The 15,194-nt window shown below is 69.9% G+C and carries 14 protein-coding genes and 1 other RNA gene; 11 read left to right on the top strand and 4 right to left on the bottom strand.

The features are described 5' to 3' along the window. Positions 1 to 54 precede the first annotated feature (54 nt). The 4 genes from SLW56_RS09260 to SLW56_RS09245 all read right to left on the bottom strand — a co-directional run bounded on the left by SLW56_RS09260 (position 55) and on the right by SLW56_RS09245 (position 2,157). Positions 55 to 519 carry a DUF2442 domain-containing protein gene (locus tag SLW56_RS09260; RefSeq protein WP_017911117.1) on the bottom strand — a complete coding sequence of 155 codons (465 nt, stop codon included), beginning with the start codon at positions 517 to 519 and terminating at the stop codon, positions 55 to 57. Next, on the bottom strand, positions 516 to 746 hold the full coding sequence (locus SLW56_RS09255; protein ID WP_017914496.1) for a DUF4160 domain-containing protein: 231 nt from the start codon (positions 744 to 746) through the stop codon (positions 516 to 518). Before SLW56_RS09255 ends, SLW56_RS09260 begins: the two co-directional genes overlap by 4 nt. A 143-nt stretch (positions 747 to 889) precedes the next feature. After that, an RNA gene (gene rnpB, locus SLW56_RS09250) (RNase P RNA component class A) lies at positions 890 to 1,256 on the bottom strand. Between the two features lie 106 nt (positions 1,257 to 1,362). After that, positions 1,363 to 2,157 carry an NRDE family protein gene (locus tag SLW56_RS09245; protein WP_320694741.1) on the bottom strand — a complete coding sequence of 265 codons (795 nt, stop codon included), beginning with the start codon at positions 2,155 to 2,157 and terminating at the stop codon, positions 1,363 to 1,365. A gap of 326 nt (positions 2,158 to 2,483) precedes the next feature. On the opposite strand from SLW56_RS09245, the gene mraZ reads away from it, so the two are divergent. The 11 genes from mraZ to SLW56_RS09190 are packed head-to-tail and all read left to right on the top strand — an operon-like array spanning position 2,484 to position 15,186. Next, on the top strand, positions 2,484 to 2,930 hold the full coding sequence (gene mraZ, locus SLW56_RS09240; RefSeq protein WP_026144304.1) for a division/cell wall cluster transcriptional repressor MraZ: 447 nt from the start codon (positions 2,484 to 2,486) through the stop codon (positions 2,928 to 2,930). Positions 2,931 to 2,944: 14 nt separating this feature from the next. Continuing rightward, on the top strand, positions 2,945 to 4,057 hold the full coding sequence (gene rsmH / locus SLW56_RS09235; RefSeq protein ID WP_320694791.1) for a 16S rRNA (cytosine(1402)-N(4))-methyltransferase RsmH: 1,113 nt from the start codon (positions 2,945 to 2,947) through the stop codon (positions 4,055 to 4,057). Next, a complete protein-coding gene (ftsL, locus tag SLW56_RS09230) occupies positions 4,054 to 4,317 on the top strand; it encodes a cell division protein FtsL (RefSeq protein WP_010344441.1) in 264 nt (87 codons plus the stop codon). Before rsmH ends, ftsL begins: the two co-directional genes overlap by 4 nt. Then, complete coding sequence (locus SLW56_RS09225) at positions 4,314 to 6,182, top strand: penicillin-binding transpeptidase domain-containing protein (RefSeq protein WP_320694740.1); 1,869 nt, start codon at positions 4,314 to 4,316, stop codon at positions 6,180 to 6,182. The genes ftsL and SLW56_RS09225 overlap by 4 nt, the downstream gene beginning before the upstream one ends. Continuing rightward, positions 6,179 to 7,663 carry a UDP-N-acetylmuramoyl-L-alanyl-D-glutamate--2,6-diaminopimelate ligase gene (locus SLW56_RS09220; protein WP_320694739.1) on the top strand — a complete coding sequence of 495 codons (1,485 nt, stop codon included), beginning with the start codon at positions 6,179 to 6,181 and terminating at the stop codon, positions 7,661 to 7,663. The genes SLW56_RS09225 and SLW56_RS09220 overlap by 4 nt, the downstream gene beginning before the upstream one ends. After that, complete coding sequence (gene murF / locus SLW56_RS09215; protein WP_320694738.1) at positions 7,660 to 9,174, top strand: UDP-N-acetylmuramoyl-tripeptide--D-alanyl-D-alanine ligase; 1,515 nt, start codon at positions 7,660 to 7,662, stop codon at positions 9,172 to 9,174. Before SLW56_RS09220 ends, murF begins: the two co-directional genes overlap by 4 nt. Beyond that, positions 9,164 to 10,249, top strand: a complete 1,086-nt coding sequence (gene mraY, locus SLW56_RS09210; RefSeq protein ID WP_010344435.1) for a phospho-N-acetylmuramoyl-pentapeptide-transferase — start codon at positions 9,164 to 9,166, stop codon at positions 10,247 to 10,249. The genes murF and mraY overlap by 11 nt, the downstream gene beginning before the upstream one ends. Further along, positions 10,249 to 11,571 carry a putative lipid II flippase FtsW gene (ftsW, locus tag SLW56_RS09205; RefSeq protein ID WP_017910425.1) on the top strand — a complete coding sequence of 441 codons (1,323 nt, stop codon included), beginning with the start codon at positions 10,249 to 10,251 and terminating at the stop codon, positions 11,569 to 11,571. The genes mraY and ftsW overlap by 1 nt, the downstream gene beginning before the upstream one ends. After that, positions 11,568 to 12,815, top strand: coding sequence for an undecaprenyldiphospho-muramoylpentapeptide beta-N-acetylglucosaminyltransferase (gene murG, locus SLW56_RS09200; protein ID WP_267085440.1), 1,248 nt, complete (start codon positions 11,568 to 11,570; stop codon positions 12,813 to 12,815). Before ftsW ends, murG begins: the two co-directional genes overlap by 4 nt. Continuing rightward, positions 12,812 to 14,248, top strand: coding sequence for a UDP-N-acetylmuramate--L-alanine ligase (gene murC, locus SLW56_RS09195; RefSeq protein WP_010340124.1), 1,437 nt, complete (start codon positions 12,812 to 12,814; stop codon positions 14,246 to 14,248). The genes murG and murC overlap by 4 nt, the downstream gene beginning before the upstream one ends. After that, a complete protein-coding gene (locus SLW56_RS09190; protein WP_320694737.1) occupies positions 14,245 to 15,186 on the top strand; it encodes a D-alanine--D-alanine ligase in 942 nt (313 codons plus the stop codon). Before murC ends, SLW56_RS09190 begins: the two co-directional genes overlap by 4 nt. Positions 15,187 to 15,194 lie beyond the last annotated feature (8 nt).

Raw genomic sequence — 15,194 nt, 5'->3', positions numbered from 1 at the left:
ATAACGCCCTGCGGCAATGCGATCGCCGGCCAGTCGTCTTTGGCGACTGCGTTCTCAGGCGACTTTCGAATAATCAAACCCTGCCTGTTCGGCCTCCCATCCCAGCATCGCCAAGCCAATGCTCTTGGGGACGGGCTTTTCGCCGCTGCGGTAGTAGGCGAGCATGCGCCGGCTCAAGCCCAATGCTTCGGCGGCTGAATCCAACGTCATGTCGTGGCGATGCATCCAGGCGATGATCTGCTGGTGGGAATAGTCACCGGCTTGCTCGATCGCGAGTGCGCGCAGGTTGTCGCTGGCGAGCGCCAACTCGTCGTTGCCGTCGAATATGACGCCGCGCTGCCATTCGTCGAGCGAGACCTTATGAAAGACATGCGGCAGCCGTGCCTTTTTCAGGGAAGGATGCGAGGCCAAGACCTCGCTGAGGTCGACAGTGCAAGTGAAGCCGTCGGCAAAGGTCAGTGCAAGTTCGCGCGCCGCGACTGCCTTCACCTTGGTAATGACGAATTGAGGTTGGTTCATGGATTCAATTCCTGCCATCGGGCGATGAGGGTGGCTTTGTTCGCCGCGGCCCATTCAAGCGCGGCGCTCAATTCGCGTCGGCTCAGGCGGCCGGACAGAACTGCCAGGGTGTCGATGACGATCAGCGCTTCCCGACCATCTCGGGTACGCACATGGAAGTGAGGCGGCAGATGGTCGGCCGCATACATCGTGACAACGCTGTTGGCGAAACGGACGATCGTCGGCATGTGCGGAACATAGTGCAATGATTGCACTTTCGCAACAAGGATCCTGTTCGCAGCGGGTCGGAGGCCAGAAGGGGGGGGGGCATCAACGCCTGGCGCTCCGCGCCCTCAGTGAAGGTTTGGAGTTTTCGACGTTCTGAAAAAAGTGGCGGAGCCGGCCGATAAGCCGGGTTCTGTCGTGGACAGTCATTCTTCTAGGCGCACCGTCACCGGTACGCTCAAGCAACCTACCCGGACCCGACGCGGGCCGCGCCATGAGGTCCCTATTTGGTCTTGCTCCAGGTGGGGTTTGCCGTGCCGGTCCGTTACCGGACTCGCGGTGCGCTCTTACCGCACCATTTCACCCTTACCGGCCTGCTTGCGCAGACGTAGGCGGTATCTTTCTGTTGCACTAGTCCGTCGGCTCGCGCCGCCCAGGCGTTACCTGGCACCTTGCCCTATGGAGCCCGGACTTTCCTCGGCATCCCGCCGCACCGAAATGCGATGGGATGACGCGACTGTCTGGCCGGCTCCGCCGCGGGCATTGTCGCATGTTAAGACGGGACCCGGGTCCCGCAAATGCCAAAGCCGTACCTCTGACGGGCGATGCAGCCGAAAGCAGCCTCGGCCGCCTGCATCATCATCGCTTTTCCGGGTCCCTGGCCCCCGCACCTGGGTCCCGGTTCTCCAGTCGCGTCTCCCCAATGAACACTCCGTCCGGGCCGAACCGGCGCTCATGGATCCAGCCGTGGCCGGCGGCGTCCACCGCGACGATGGTGCTGGCGCGGGTGCCGTAGTCGTGGCCGCGGATGAAGGCCGGCGACAGCCGCCGTTCCAGGTCCGGGCCGACCCCGGTGTCGGGCAGGTCGGCCGGGTCGGCCAGGGTCTCGTCGGCCAGCGCCCGCCACAGCGGCGCCAGGTCGTCGTCGCCGGCGGCGATCCAGGCGGTCACGGCCGCGCGCAGGCGCAGGGTCTTCGGCCAGGGCGCGTCGAGCGCGCCGTTGGACATGCCGTGCACGCCGGGCGCCAGGGCGCTGCGGCCGGGCGGGTGGTTGCCCACGTAGGCGGCGCCGGCGGCATCGGCCAGCAGCAGGTTGAACGGCGGATAGGCGTCGGCGCGCGCGGCCAGCGCGTCGGCGAAGGCCGCAGCCGGCTCGGCGCCGGTCAGGTAGTCGGCGATCAGGGCGCCGCGCGAGGCGCCGGACATCGACGCCAGCGGGTCGCGCACGTTGGTGACCACGGCGCAGCGGCCGGCGGCGTCCAGCCCCACCCAGGTGCCGCCGGAGCGCAGGTCGCGCCCGGCCAGCAGGCGCTGCGCCGGGGCCGGCCAGCGCTGCAGCGGCGCGGTCGGGCGGGCGTGGAATTCGTCGCGGTTGCCGACCAGCAGCAAGCGCCATCGCGGGTGCGCAGCGTGCGCGAGAACGACCAGACACATGCCCGGCAGTGTGCGCGCTTGCGCAACGCGGCGCGAGCCCGGGCGCCATGTCGACAGCCGGTGACGATGGCCTTAACGCCGCGTACACAGGCCTGAATTTCCGTTCAATCTCAAAATTTGAGACGAAACAGTAACTTGTGGATAAGCCTTGAACAAGTCTCTAAAGATCGTTGCAAACCATTGATCCCGCTAGCGATTTACCGCTCGCAAAGTTGTTGACAACCCGTTGCGCGCTGCTAAGGTGGGCACTTGAGGGGAAACCGGGTTTTTTGTGGTTTTTCGTGGTTCAATGACCGCCCAGGCGGATTCGGAAAGGTGCAGGCGTCGTGTTTCAGGGCGAGACCGCAATCACTGTGGACGACAAGGGGCGTATGGCGGTTCCCACCGCGTACCGCGACCTCGTCGCGCGCGTGAGCGGCAATCGGCTGGTGCTGACCTACAACCCGTTCGAGGCCGGCTGCCTGTGGCTGTATGCGGAGAAGGAGTGGGAGCGGGTCCGTGACGACGTCATGGCCAAGCCCAACACCCAGCGCGTGGTGCGGGTCCTGCAGCAGAAGCTGGTGGGTTCGTCGGCCGCGCTGGAGCTGGATGCCAATGCCCGCATCACCATTCCGCCGAGCCATCGCGCCGCGGTGGGCATTGAAAAGCGCGCCGTGCTGTTGGGCATGGGCGACAAGTTCGAACTGTGGAGCGAGCAGGCTCATCGCGCACTGATCCAGCAGACGTTGTCTGACGAGGATCTGGGCGATGGATTGCTCGATCTGAAGTTGTGAGTCGGGGTGTCCGGATGCGCGGACAGGCGCAGGCCGGTCACCTCCCGGTGTCGCAACCATCGGCGGCGCATGTGCCGGTGTTGTTCGCGCAGGTCCTGGACGGGCTGCAGGTGATCGAAAACGGAATCTATCTGGATGGCACGTTCGGGCGTGGCGGACACGCGCGCGGGGTGCTGCACAAACTCGGCCCAGGAGGCCGGCTGCTGGTGATGGACAAGGATCCCGAGGCGATCGCCGAAGCCGAACATGCGTTCGGCGGCGACGCGCGCGTGTCCATCTATCGCGGCAGCTTCGCCGAACTGGGCCGGTGGGACGCCGCCACCGCACTGGATGGCGTGCTGTTCGACCTCGGCGTGTCCTCGCCGCAGCTGGACGTGGCCGCGCGCGGCTTCTCCTTCGGCAAGGACGGCCCGCTGGACATGCGCATGGACCCGGACACCGGCGAGAGCGCCGCGCAGTGGCTGGCGCGCGCCGAGGAGCGCGAGATCGCCGACGTGCTGTGGACCTACGGCGAAGAGCGGCAGAGTCGGCGCATCGCTCGCGCCATCGTCGCCCGCCGCGAGAAGCAGCCGCTGACCCGCACCGCCGAACTGGCCGAGCTGATCGCCAGCGTGATGCCGCGCGGCGACAGCAAGACCCACCCGGCCACGCGCAGCTTCCAGGCCATCCGTATCTATATCAATCGCGAACTGGCCGATCTGGAAACCGGCCTGGACGCGGCGCTGGCCCGGCTCAAGCCCGGCGGCCGCCTGGCGGTGATCAGCTTCCACTCGCTGGAAGATCGCATCGTCAAGCAGTTCATGCAGCGCCACGCCAAGGCCCCGCCGAGCAACCGCCGCCTGCCGGAGGCCACCACCTTCGTGCCGACCCTGCGCCTGCACGGCGGCGCGATCAAGGCCGACGCCGACGAACTGGCGGTGAACCCGCGCGCGCGCAGCGCGGTGTTGCGGGTGGCGGAGAAGCTGGGAGTGGGGAATCGGGAATCGGGAATCGGGAAAGGCGAAAGCAAGAGCGCGTTTCCCGGGACGGAAGGTTTCCGTGTGCGGTCGACCGGCTCTTCCCCATTCCCCATTCCCGTTTCCCCATTCCCGCCGGCGCATGGCGCGCTCCACAGGAGCGCCCAATGAGCCGGTTGCTGCTGCTCGTGCTGCTCGCCTGCACCATCGCCTCGGCGATCGGGGTGGTGTACATGCGCCATCGCCATCGCCAGTTGTTCGTGGAGCTGTCGCGGCTGGAGCACAACCGCGACGAGCTGAACATCGAGTTCGGCCGGCTGCAGCTGGAGCAGGCGACCTGGGCGGAGAGCAATCGCGTCGACCAGGTCGCGCGCGAGCGGCTGGGGATGAAGTTCCCCGAGACCGGCGACATCGTGGTGGTGCGTCCGTGAGCAAGAGCGGCCGCAATCGCCCCCGCAGCAACTTCAACCTGCGCGGCCGCCTGGTGCTGGTCGGCGCCGCGCTGGGCCTGTGCTCGGTGACCCTGATCGGCCGCGCGGCCTACGTGCAGCTGATCAACAGCGATTTCTACCAGCGCCAGGGCGAAGCGCGCTACCTGCGCGAACTGCCGATCGCCACCTCGCGCGGCATGATCACCGACCGCAACGGCGAGCCGCTGGCGGTGTCCACGCCGGTGGAGTCGATCTGGGTCAATCCGCAGGAACTGCTGCGCAGCCCGGACCGCATCCCGCAACTGGCGCAGGCGCTGGAGCTGCCGGTCGACGAACTCACCGCCAAGCTCTCGCAGAAGGCGGACAAGGAGTTCATGTACCTCAAGCGCCGGATCAATCCGGACAAGGCGCATGCGGTGGTCGCGCTGGGCATCCCCGGCGTGTTCTCGCAGCGCGAATTCCGCCGCTTCTACCCGCAGGGCGAAGCGATGGCGCACGTGCTGGGCTTCACCAACATCGACGACCGCGGCCAGGAAGGACTGGAGCTGGCGTTCGATTCCTGGTTGCGCGGCAAGCCGGGCGCCAAGCGGGTGATCCGCGACCGCAAGGGCGCGATCGTCGAGAGCATCGACCTGGTCAAGCCGGCGCAGCCGGGCAAGGACCTGACCCTGAGCATCGACCGCCGCATCCAGTTCCTGGCCTACAAGGAACTGCGCAACGCGCTGGTCGAGAACAAGGCCGCCGGCGGCTCGATCGTGATCATGGACGTGGCCACCGGCGAGATCCTGGCCATGGTCAACCTGCCGACCTACAACCCCAACGCGGTCAACGGGGTCAACCCGGACGTGCGCCGCAACCGCGCGGTCACCGACTTGGTCGAGCCGGGCTCGACGATGAAGCCGCTGACCATCTCCACCGCGCTCAAGGCCGGGGTGGTGACCAAGGACACGCTGATCGACACCAACCCCGGCTACATGTCGGTGGGCCGCTTCACGATCAAGGACGTGCCGCGCAACAACGGCGTGCTGACCGTGACCGGGGTGATCACCCGCAGCTCCAACATCGGCGCGGCCAAGATCGCGGCCAAGCTGCCGGACCAGACCTTCTACGACCAGGTCCACAGCTACGGCTACGGCAGTTCCCCGCACAGCGGCTTCCCCGGCGAATCGGCCGGCGTGTTTCCGTCGCCGGCGCGCTGGAGCGGCTCGTCCAAGACCACCATGTCCTACGGCTACGGCCTGTCGGTGACGCCGCTGCAGATCGCCCGCGCCTACTGCGCGCTGGGCAACGGCGGCCGCCTGGTCACCCCGACCTTCGTCAAGGGCCAGCACGAGGACAGCAAGCAGGTGCTGGACCCGGCGATCTCCAAGGAAGTGGTGGCGATGATGGAGACCGTGGTCACCCAGGGCGGCGCCAAGGGCGCGGCGATCCTGGGCTACCACGTCGCCGGCAAGACCGGCACCGCGCGCAAGGCCGGCCCTGGCGGCTACGAGCGCGGCCACTACAACGCGCTGTTCGCGGGCCTGGTGCCGGCGAGCAACCCGCGCTTCGCCACGGTCATCGTGATCAACGACCCGCAGGGCGCCAAGTACTACGGCGGCCTGGTCTCGGCGCCGGTGTTCCACAACGTGATGGAAGGCGCGCTGCGGCTGATGGACGTGCCGCCGGACGACATCCAGTCGTGGCTGGCCGCGCAGGCCGCCGGCAAGAGCGGTCACGCGCCGCCGTCGGCGCCGGTGGAGCCGGATCCGGCGACCGTGCCCGACGCCGCCGCCGAAGTCGATGCCGCGCTGCCCAGCGCGCGCGCCGTGGCGCCGCCGGCGCCGGCCGCGTTGCCGGCTCCGCTGCAGGAGACCCGCCAGTGACCCGCGCGATGTCGCTGTCGCAACTGCTGCCGGGTGTGGCGCTGGCGCACGACGTGCAGGTGTCCGGGCTGGTCATGGACAGCCGCGCGGTGCGTCCGGGCGATGCCTTCGTGGCGATCGCCGGGTTCGGTGCGCACGGCCTGGGCTTCGTCGAGCAGGCGCGCGCCAACGGTGCGGTCGCGGTGCTGTACGACCCGCCGGCCCCGGCCGAGCTGCCGGCGCCGGCCGACGCGATCGCGGTGCCGGGCCTGCGCGCGCGCATGGGCGCGATGGCCGACCAGTTCCACGGCCATCCGTCGCAGACCATGACCATGGTCGGGGTCACCGGCACCAACGGCAAGACCTCCACCGTGCAACTGCTGGCGCAGGCCTGGCACCTGCTGGGCACGCGCAGCGGCAGCATCGGCACGCTCGGCGCCGGCCTGTACGGGCAGGTGCAGCCGACCGGCTTCACCACACCGCTGGTGCTGCCGCTGCACGCGGTGCTGGCGCAGCTGCGCGACGCCGGCGCGCAGGCGGTGGCGATGGAAGTCAGCTCGCACGCGCTCGACCAGGGCCGCGTGGACGCGGTGCATTTCGACGTGGCGGTGTTCACCAATCTCACCCGCGACCATCTCGACTACCACGGCGACATGGCCAGTTACGGCGCCGCCAAGGCGCGCCTGTTCGCCACGCCGGGGCTGAAGTCGGCGGTGGTCAACCTGGACGATGCGTTCGGCCGCGAACTGCTGGCCAAGCTGGATCCGGCGCTGCGCCGCATCGCGGTCAGCTCGCGCGGCCAGGACGGCGCGCAGGTGCGCGCCGAGGCGCTGCGCCTGGACGCGCGCGGCATCGGTTTCACCCTGGCGATCGGCGAGGAGCGGCATCCGCTGCAGTCGCCGTTGCTGGGCCGTTTCAACGTCGACAACCTGCTGGCCGTGGCTGGCGCGCTGCACGCGCTGGACGTGGCGCCGGTGCGCATCGCCGCCATCCTGGCGCAGCTGCAGCCGATCCGCGGGCGCATGAACCGGCTCGGCGGCGATGGTGCGCAGCCGCTGGTGGTGGTCGACTACGCACACACCCCCGACGCGCTGGAACAGGCGCTGCAGAGCCTGCGCGCGCACGCACAGGGCCGCATCACCTGCGTGTTCGGCTGCGGTGGCGAGCGCGACACCGGCAAGCGCCCGCAGATGGCGGAGATCGCGCAGCGCCTGGCCGAGCGCGTGGTGGTCACCGACGACAACCCGCGTGGCGAGGACGGCGACCGTATCGTCGCCGACATCCTGGCCGGCTTCGATGGCATGCAGGCGGTGCAGGTGCAGCGCGACCGCGCGCAGGCGATCGCCATGGCGGTCGCCGACGCCGGCGCCGAGGACATCGTGCTGATCGCCGGCAAGGGCCACGAGCCGTACCAGGAGATCGCCGGCGTGCGCCATCCGTTCGACGACACCGAGGTCGCCGCGCAGGCCCTGCGCGCGCATGCGGCGGAGGCGGCCCGATGAAGCGCCTGCCGTTGTCGATGATCGCGCACTGGGCCGGCGCCGAGCTGCACGGCGACGACGTGGCGATCGATGCGATCAGTCACGACACCCGCAGCCTGGCCGCCGGCAGCCTGTACGTGGCGCTGCGCGGCGAGCGTTTCGATGGCCACGCCTTCGTCGCCGACGCCGCCGCGCGCGGCGCCAGCGCGCTGCTGGTGGAGCGCGTGCAGCCGCAGATCGAACTGCCGCAGATCGTCGTCGCCGACACCCAGCTGGCGCTGGCGCGGATCGCCGCCGGCATGCAGCGTGGCCGTGCCACCCGCGTGGCCGCGATCACCGGCAGCAATGGCAAGACCAGCGTCAAGGCGCTGCTGCTGGCGATCCTGCAGCATGCCTGCCGCATCGACGGCGGCAGCGTCTACGCCAATCCCGGCAACCGCAACAACGAGATCGGCCTGCCGCTGGCGGTGATCGAGGCGCCGGACGACGCCGACTACGCGATCTACGAGATGGGCGCCGGCAAGCCGGGCGACATCGCCTATCTCACCGACATTGCGCCGCCGCAGGTGTCGCTGGTCAACAACATCGCCGCTGCGCACCTGGAGCGCATGGGCAGCCTGCTCGGCGTGGCGCAGACCAAGGGCGCGATCTACACCGCGCTGCCGGCCGACGGCACCGCGGTGATCAATGCCGACGACGCCTTCGGTCTGTGGTTCGAGCAGCGCCTGGCGAGCGACGAGGCGCGGCCGCAGGTGCTGCGCTTCGGCCTGCAGCCGGGCGCCGAGGTCGGCGCCGCGCAGGTCCGCATGGCCGCCGACCGTACCCAGTTCGTGCTGACCACCCCGCGCGGCGACGTCGAGGCGACGCTGCCGTTGCCGGGCCGGCACAACCTGCAGAACGCGCTGGCCGCCGCCGCGCTGGCGCTGGCGCTGGACGTGGCGCCGGCGCGCATCGCCGCCGGCCTGGCGCAGGTGCAGCCGGTGCCGGGCCGCCAGATCACCCACACGCTGCCCAACGGCGCGGTGCTGATCGACGACAGCTACAACGCCAACCCCGGCTCGCTGGCCGCGGCGATCGACGCCCTGGCCGCGGCCGGCGGCGAGCGCTGGCTGGTGCTGGGCGACATGCGCGAACTCGGCGCCGGCGCCGAGGCGCTGCATGCCAGCGGCGGGCGCCGCGCGCGCGATGCCGGGCTGACCCGGCTGTACGCGCTCGGCCCGCTCAGCGCCCACGCCGCGCAGGCGTTCGGCGAGAACGGCCGTGTGTTCGACAGCCATGCGGCGCTGATCGAGGCGCTGCAGCGCGATCTGGCCGCGGTGGCCGGGAATCGGGAATCGGGAGCCGGGAATCGGCAAGAGCAGGATCAAGAGCAGGAAGTGAAGCAGATGCATGAGAACACCAGCGTGCCGTCCGTTGGCGCGCTCCAGCCGGCCCCGGCCACGCTCCTCGTCAAGGGCTCGCGCGGCAGCGCCATGGACACCGTGGTGCGTGCGCTGCTGAACCAGGCACAGGAGGCGCCGCATGCTGCTTGAACTCGCCCGCTGGCTGCAGCAGCTCGAAAGCATGTTCGGGCTGTTCGGCTATCTGACCTTCCGCGGCATCCTCGCGGCGCTCACCTCGCTGTTCCTGTCGCTGTGGCTGGGCCCGGCGGTGATCCGCAAGCTGGCGCAGTTCAAGGGCGGCCAGCCGATCCGCCAGGACGGCCCGCAGACCCATTTCTCCAAGGCCGGCACCCCGACCATGGGCGGCTCGCTGATCCTGCTCACCGTGCTGCTGTCGGTGCTGCTGTGGGGCGACCTGCGCAACCGCTACGTGTGGTTGGTGCTGGCGGTGATGCTGGCGTTCGGCGTGATCGGCTGGTACGACGACTGGATCAAGATCGTGCGCCGCGACCCGAACGGGCTGAAGTCGCGCTGGAAGTACCTGCTGCAGTCGATCTTCGGCCTGGCCGCGGGCCTGTTCCTGTACTACACCGCCGACGTGCCGGCGGCGATCACCTTCTACATCCCGATGTTCAAGTCGATCGCGCTGCCGCTGGCCGGGATCAGCTTCGTGGCCATCGCCTACTTCTGGATCGTCGGCTTCTCCAACGCGGTCAACCTGACCGACGGCCTGGACGGCCTGGCGATCATGCCGACGGTGCTGGTGGCTTGCGCGCTGGGCGTGTTCGCCTATGCCTCGGGCAACGCGGTGTTCTCGGCCTACCTGAAGATCCCGACCATCCCCGGCGCCGGCGAGCTGATCATCATCTGCGCGGCGATCGCCGGCGCGGGCCTGGGCTTCTTGTGGTTCAACACCTACCCGGCGATGGTGTTCATGGGCGACATCGGCGCGCTGGCGCTGGGCGCGGTGCTGGGCACCATCGCGGTGATCGTGCGCCAGGAACTGGTGCTGGTGATCATGGGCGGCGTGTTCGTCATCGAGACCCTGTCGGTGATGATCCAGGTCGCCTCGTTCAAGCTCACCGGCAAGCGCGTGTTCCGCATGGCGCCGATCCACCACCACTTCGAACTGAAGGGCTGGCCGGAGCCGCGGGTGATCGTGCGCTTCTGGATCATTTCGGTGGTGCTGGTGCTGGTCGGCCTGGCCACGTTGAAGGTGCGCTGATGAACGACCCCGCCCGCCAAGCGACCCGCCTGGAGGCCATCGGTGGCCGCTACGACCCGTGGCTGCTCGGCGCCGCGGTGGCGCTGGCGTCGCTGGGCGTGGTCATGGTCGGCTCCAGCTCGATCGAGCTGACCACTAGCCCGTTCTACTACCTGAGCCGTCACCTGCTGTTCCTGGCCGGCGGTGTCGGCCTGGCGATCTGGGCGATGCGCACCGAGCTGAAGAACATCGAGCAGTACAACCAGTTGCTGCTGCTGGCCTGCTTCGGCCTGCTGCTGGTGGTGTTCGTGCCCGGGCTGGGCAGCACCGTCAACGGCGCGCGGCGCTGGATCAACCTGGGCATCTCGCGTTTCCAGACCGTGGAAGCGGTGAAGGTGCTGTACATCGTGTGGCTGTCCAGCTACCTGGTGCGTTTCCGCGACGAGGTCAACGCGACCTGGCCGGCGATGCTCAAGCCGCTGGGTGTGGCGGTGGCGCTGGTCGGCCTGCTGCTGCTGCAGCCGGACTTCGGTTCCTCCACGCTGCTGCTGGCGATCACCGCCGGCATGCTGGTGCTGGGCGGGGTGAATCTGCCGCGCATGTCGATGCCGATCGTGATCGGCCTGCCGGTGTTCGCCTTCATCGCGATCCTCGAGCCGTACCGCCTGCGCCGCATCACCTCCTTCCTGGATCCGTGGGCCGACCAGCTCGGTTCCGGCTACCAGCTGTCCAACGCGCTGATGGCGGTGGGCCGCGGCGAACTGTTCGGGGTCGGCCTGGGCGGCTCGGTGCAGAAGCTCAACTACCTGCCGGAAGCGCACACCGACTTCATCTTCTCGGTCATCGCCGAGGAACTGGGCTTCGTCGGCGTGTGCCTGATCATCTCGCTGTACGCGCTGCTGGTCGGCCGCGCGTTCTGGCTGGGCATGCGTTGCGTGGAAATGAAGCGCCACTTCTCCGGCTACATCGCCTTCGGCATCGGTCTGTGGATCAGCCTGCAGAGCTTCGTCTCGGTCGGCGTGAACCTGGGCATCCTGCCGACCAAGGGCCTGACCCTGCCGCTGATCTCCGCCGGTGGTTCCAGCGTGCTGATGACCTGCGTGGCGATGGGCCTGCTGCTGCGCGTGTCCTACGAACTCAATCGCGCCGAGCGCCAGGTGGCGCTGGTACGCAGCGACGCGGCGATGCCGGTCAAGCAGACCGTGGACAACGCCGAGGACCTGCAGGCCGCACGCGAGGCCAGCGCCAGCGCGGTCGCCGCGGCGATCCAGGGCGGCACCCCGGGGCGCGGCACCAGCCGGATGCAGCCGCGCGTCGAACCCACCTTCGGGAGGCTCGGATGAGCGCGGTTCAGGGCGATCGTCCGGTGATGATCCTCGCCGGCGGCACCGGCGGGCACATCTTCCCCGCGCTGGCCGTGGCCAAGGTGCTGCGCGCGCGCGGCGTGCCGGTGGTGTGGCTGGGCGCGGCCGGGCGCATGGAAACGCGGCTGGTGCCGGAGCACGGCATCGAGCTGGACACGATCGAGATCGGCGGGCTGCGCGGCAAGGGCGCGCTGGCCCTGTTCGGTGCGCCGGTGCGGGTGATGCGTGCGGTGCGCGCCGCCGGCTTCGTGCTGCGCCGGCGGGCGCCGCGTGCGGTGATCAGCTTCGGCGGCTTCGCGGCCGGTCCCGGCGGCCTGGCCGCGCGCCTGCTCAAGCTGCCGCTGCTGGTGCACGAACAGAACCGCGCGCCGGGCCTGACCAACAAGGTGCTGGCGCGGGTCGCGCGGCGCGTGCTGACCGGCTTCCCCGGCAGCTTCGCCACGCGCGAGGAAGCGGTGGGCAACCCGGTGCGTGCCGAGATCGCTGCGCTGGCGCCGCCGGCGCAGCGCCTGGCGGGGCGCCACGGCGCGCCGCGGCTGCTGGTGCTGGGCGGCAGCCAGGGCGCGCGCGTACTCAACCAGGCGCTGCCGCAGGCGCTGGCCGCGCTCGGCGTGACCGTGGAAGTGCGCCACCAGTGCGGCGAAGCGCTGCGCGAGGAAGCCGCGCGCGCCTACGCCGACGCCGGCGTCGAAGCCAGCGTTGAAGCCTTCATCGGCGACATGGCCGCCGCCTATGCCTGGGCCGACCTGGTGGTGTGCCGCGCCGGCGCCTCGACCCTGGCCGAACTGTGCGCGGTCGGCATCGGCAGCGTGCTGGTGCCGTTCGCCGCCGCCGTCGACGACCACCAGACCCGCAACGCCGAATACCTGGTCGAACGCGGCGCCGCCGTGCTGCTGAAGCAGGACGACGCCCTGGCCGGCCACCTGCAGCGCGTGCTGCGCGACCTGATGGCGCAGCCGGCGCAGCGCCTGGCGATGGCCGAGGCCGCGCGCCAGCTGGCCAAGCCGGATGCGGCCGAGCGGATTGCGGACATCGTTTTGGAAGAAGCCGGGAATGGAGAACCGGGAATGGGGAATGGGTACAAGCACAATCAAGGGCAGAATCACGCAGTGACACACGCAGACACGAACACGCGACAGGCACGGATCGCTGCAGCCGCCGCGCTTCTTCCAATTCCCGATTCCCGTTTCCCCATTCCCGCCTCCGCAGGAGGCCAGCAATGATCCGCCGCCTCCACGACACCGGCGATCTGGTCCGCGCGTTCCCGCGCGTGCATTTCGTCGGCATCGGCGGCACCGGCATGAGCGGCATCGCCGAGGTCATGCTGACGCTGGGCTATGAGGTCTCCGGCTCGGACAACGCCGACAACGCGGCGACCCGGCGCCTGGTCAAGCTCGGTGCGCGGGTGATGCGCGGGCACTCGGCCGCCAACGTGCTCGGCACCGACTGCGTGGTGGTGTCCAGCGCGATCCGCGAGGACAATCCGGAACTGATGGAAGCGCGCAGCCAGCGCATTCCGATCATGCCGCGCGCGGCGATGCTGGCCGAACTGATGCGCTTCCGCCGCGGCATCGCGGTGGCCGGCACCCACGGCAAGACCACCACCACCAGCCTGGCCGCGGCGGTGCTCAGCGAAGGCGGGCTGGACCCGACCTTCGTGATCGGCGGCCAGCTGCTCGCCGCTGGCGCCAACGCCAAGCTCGGCGGCGGCCAGTGGCTGGTGGCCGAGGCCGACGAGAGCGACGGCAGCTTCCTGCGCCTGAACCCGCTGATCTCGGTCATCACCAACATCGATGCCGATCACCTGGAGAACTACGGCAACGACTTCGCCCGGGTCCAGGCGGCGTTCGCCGAGTTCCTGCAGCGCCTGCCGTTCTACGGCCTGGCGGTGCTGTGCATCGACGATCCGGAAGTGGCCGCGCTGGCGGCGAAGACCCCGCGCCACGTGATGAGCTACGGTCTCAGCGAGAACGCCGACGTGCGCGCCGAGGACGTGGTGCAGGACGGCCCGCGCATGCGCTTCACCCTGCGCCTGCCCGAAGGCAGCAGCATCCCGGTGACCCTGGCGCTGCCGGGCCGCCACAACGTGCTCAACGCGCTGGCCGCCGCCGCCATCGGCTGGCAGCTGGGCGTGGCGCCGGAGGCGATCGCCAGCGCGCTGCAGAGCTTCGCCGGCATCGGCCGCCGCTTCAACGACCTGGGCGAAGTGACCACCGCCGGCGGCGCGCGCGTGCGCGTGGTCGACGACTACGGCCACCACCCGCGCGAGTTGGCCGCGGTGTTCGCCGCCGCCCGCGGCGGCTGGCCGGACAAGCGCCTGGTGGTCGCGTTCCAGCCGCATCGCTACAGCCGCACCCGCGACCAGTTCGACGCGTTCGCCGCGGTGCTGTCGGAAGTGGACGCGCTGGTGCTCAGCGAGGTCTACCCGGCCGGCGAAGCGCCGATCCCGGGCGCAGACGCGCGCTCGCTGGCGCGCGCGATCCGCGCGCGCGGCCGCAGCGAGCCGGTCGTGGTCGGCCAGGTCGGCGAACTCGACAGCGTGCTGCCGGACGTGCTGCAGGACGGCGACCTGCTGCTGATGATGGGCGCGGGCGACATCGGCTACGTCGCCCAGCACATCGCCCAGCACGGCTTCGCCGGCGGAGCCGACGCATGAGCGCGCAGACCCTGCCGCCGCCGCGCGTCACCGACCCGGCCGCGTTCGGCCGCGTCGCCGTGCTGCTCGGCGGCACGTCCAGCGAACGCGAGGTGTCGCTGAACTCCGGCGCCAACGTGCTCGAGGCGCTGCGCAGCCGCGGCGTCGACGCGCAGCCGGTGGACGGCATTCCCGCCTTGCTCGAGCGCATCCGCGCCGGCGAAGTCGACCGCGTGTTCAACATCCTGCACGGCGGCGACGGCGAGAACGGCGTGCTGCAGGGCCTGCTGCGTGCGTTGCAGGTGCCGTTCACCGGCCCCGACGTGCTCGGCAGCGCGCTGACCCTGGACAAGATCCGCACCAAGCAGGTGTGGATCGCCGCCGGCCTGCCGACCCCCGGCTTCGCCCGCATCGACGCCCAGGCCGACCTGGCCGCGGCCGCCGCCGCGCTGGGCTACCCGCTGTTCGTCAAGCCGGCCTGCGAAGGCTCCAGCGTCGGCGTGTTCCGCGTGCTGTCCGAGGCCGATTTGGCGCCGGTGCGCGCCTTCGCCGCCGACTACCGCGGCGAGCTGCTGATGGAGCAGATGGTGCAGGGCGAGGAATACACCGTCGGCATCCTCGGCGATATCGCGCTGCCGTCGATCCGCATCGTCCCCGCCGGCGACTGGTACGACTACCACGCCAAGTACATCGCCGAGGACACCCAGTACCTGTGCCCGGGCATGCAGGGCGAGGACGAGACCGAGATCCGCCAGCTCGCGCTGCAGGCCTTTGCCGCCGCCGGCTGCAGCGGCTGGGGCCGCGTGGACGTGATGCGCGACCGCGTGCGCGGCCTGCAACTGATCGAGGTCAACACCGCCCCGGGCATGACCAGCCACTCGCTGGTGCCCAAGGCCGCGGCGCAACTGGGCGTGGATTTCGCCGGCCTGTGCTGGCGCATCCTGGAGCAGACGCTGTGACGCCGGGA

The sequence above is a fragment of the Xanthomonas sp. LF07-6 genome, from assembly GCF_034105445.1.
GTDB classification, from domain to species: Bacteria; Pseudomonadota; Gammaproteobacteria; order Xanthomonadales; family Xanthomonadaceae; genus Xanthomonas_A; species Xanthomonas_A sontii.
The sequence above is the reverse complement of the archived record's forward strand: the minus strand, read 5'-3'. Positions and strand labels throughout refer to the sequence as shown.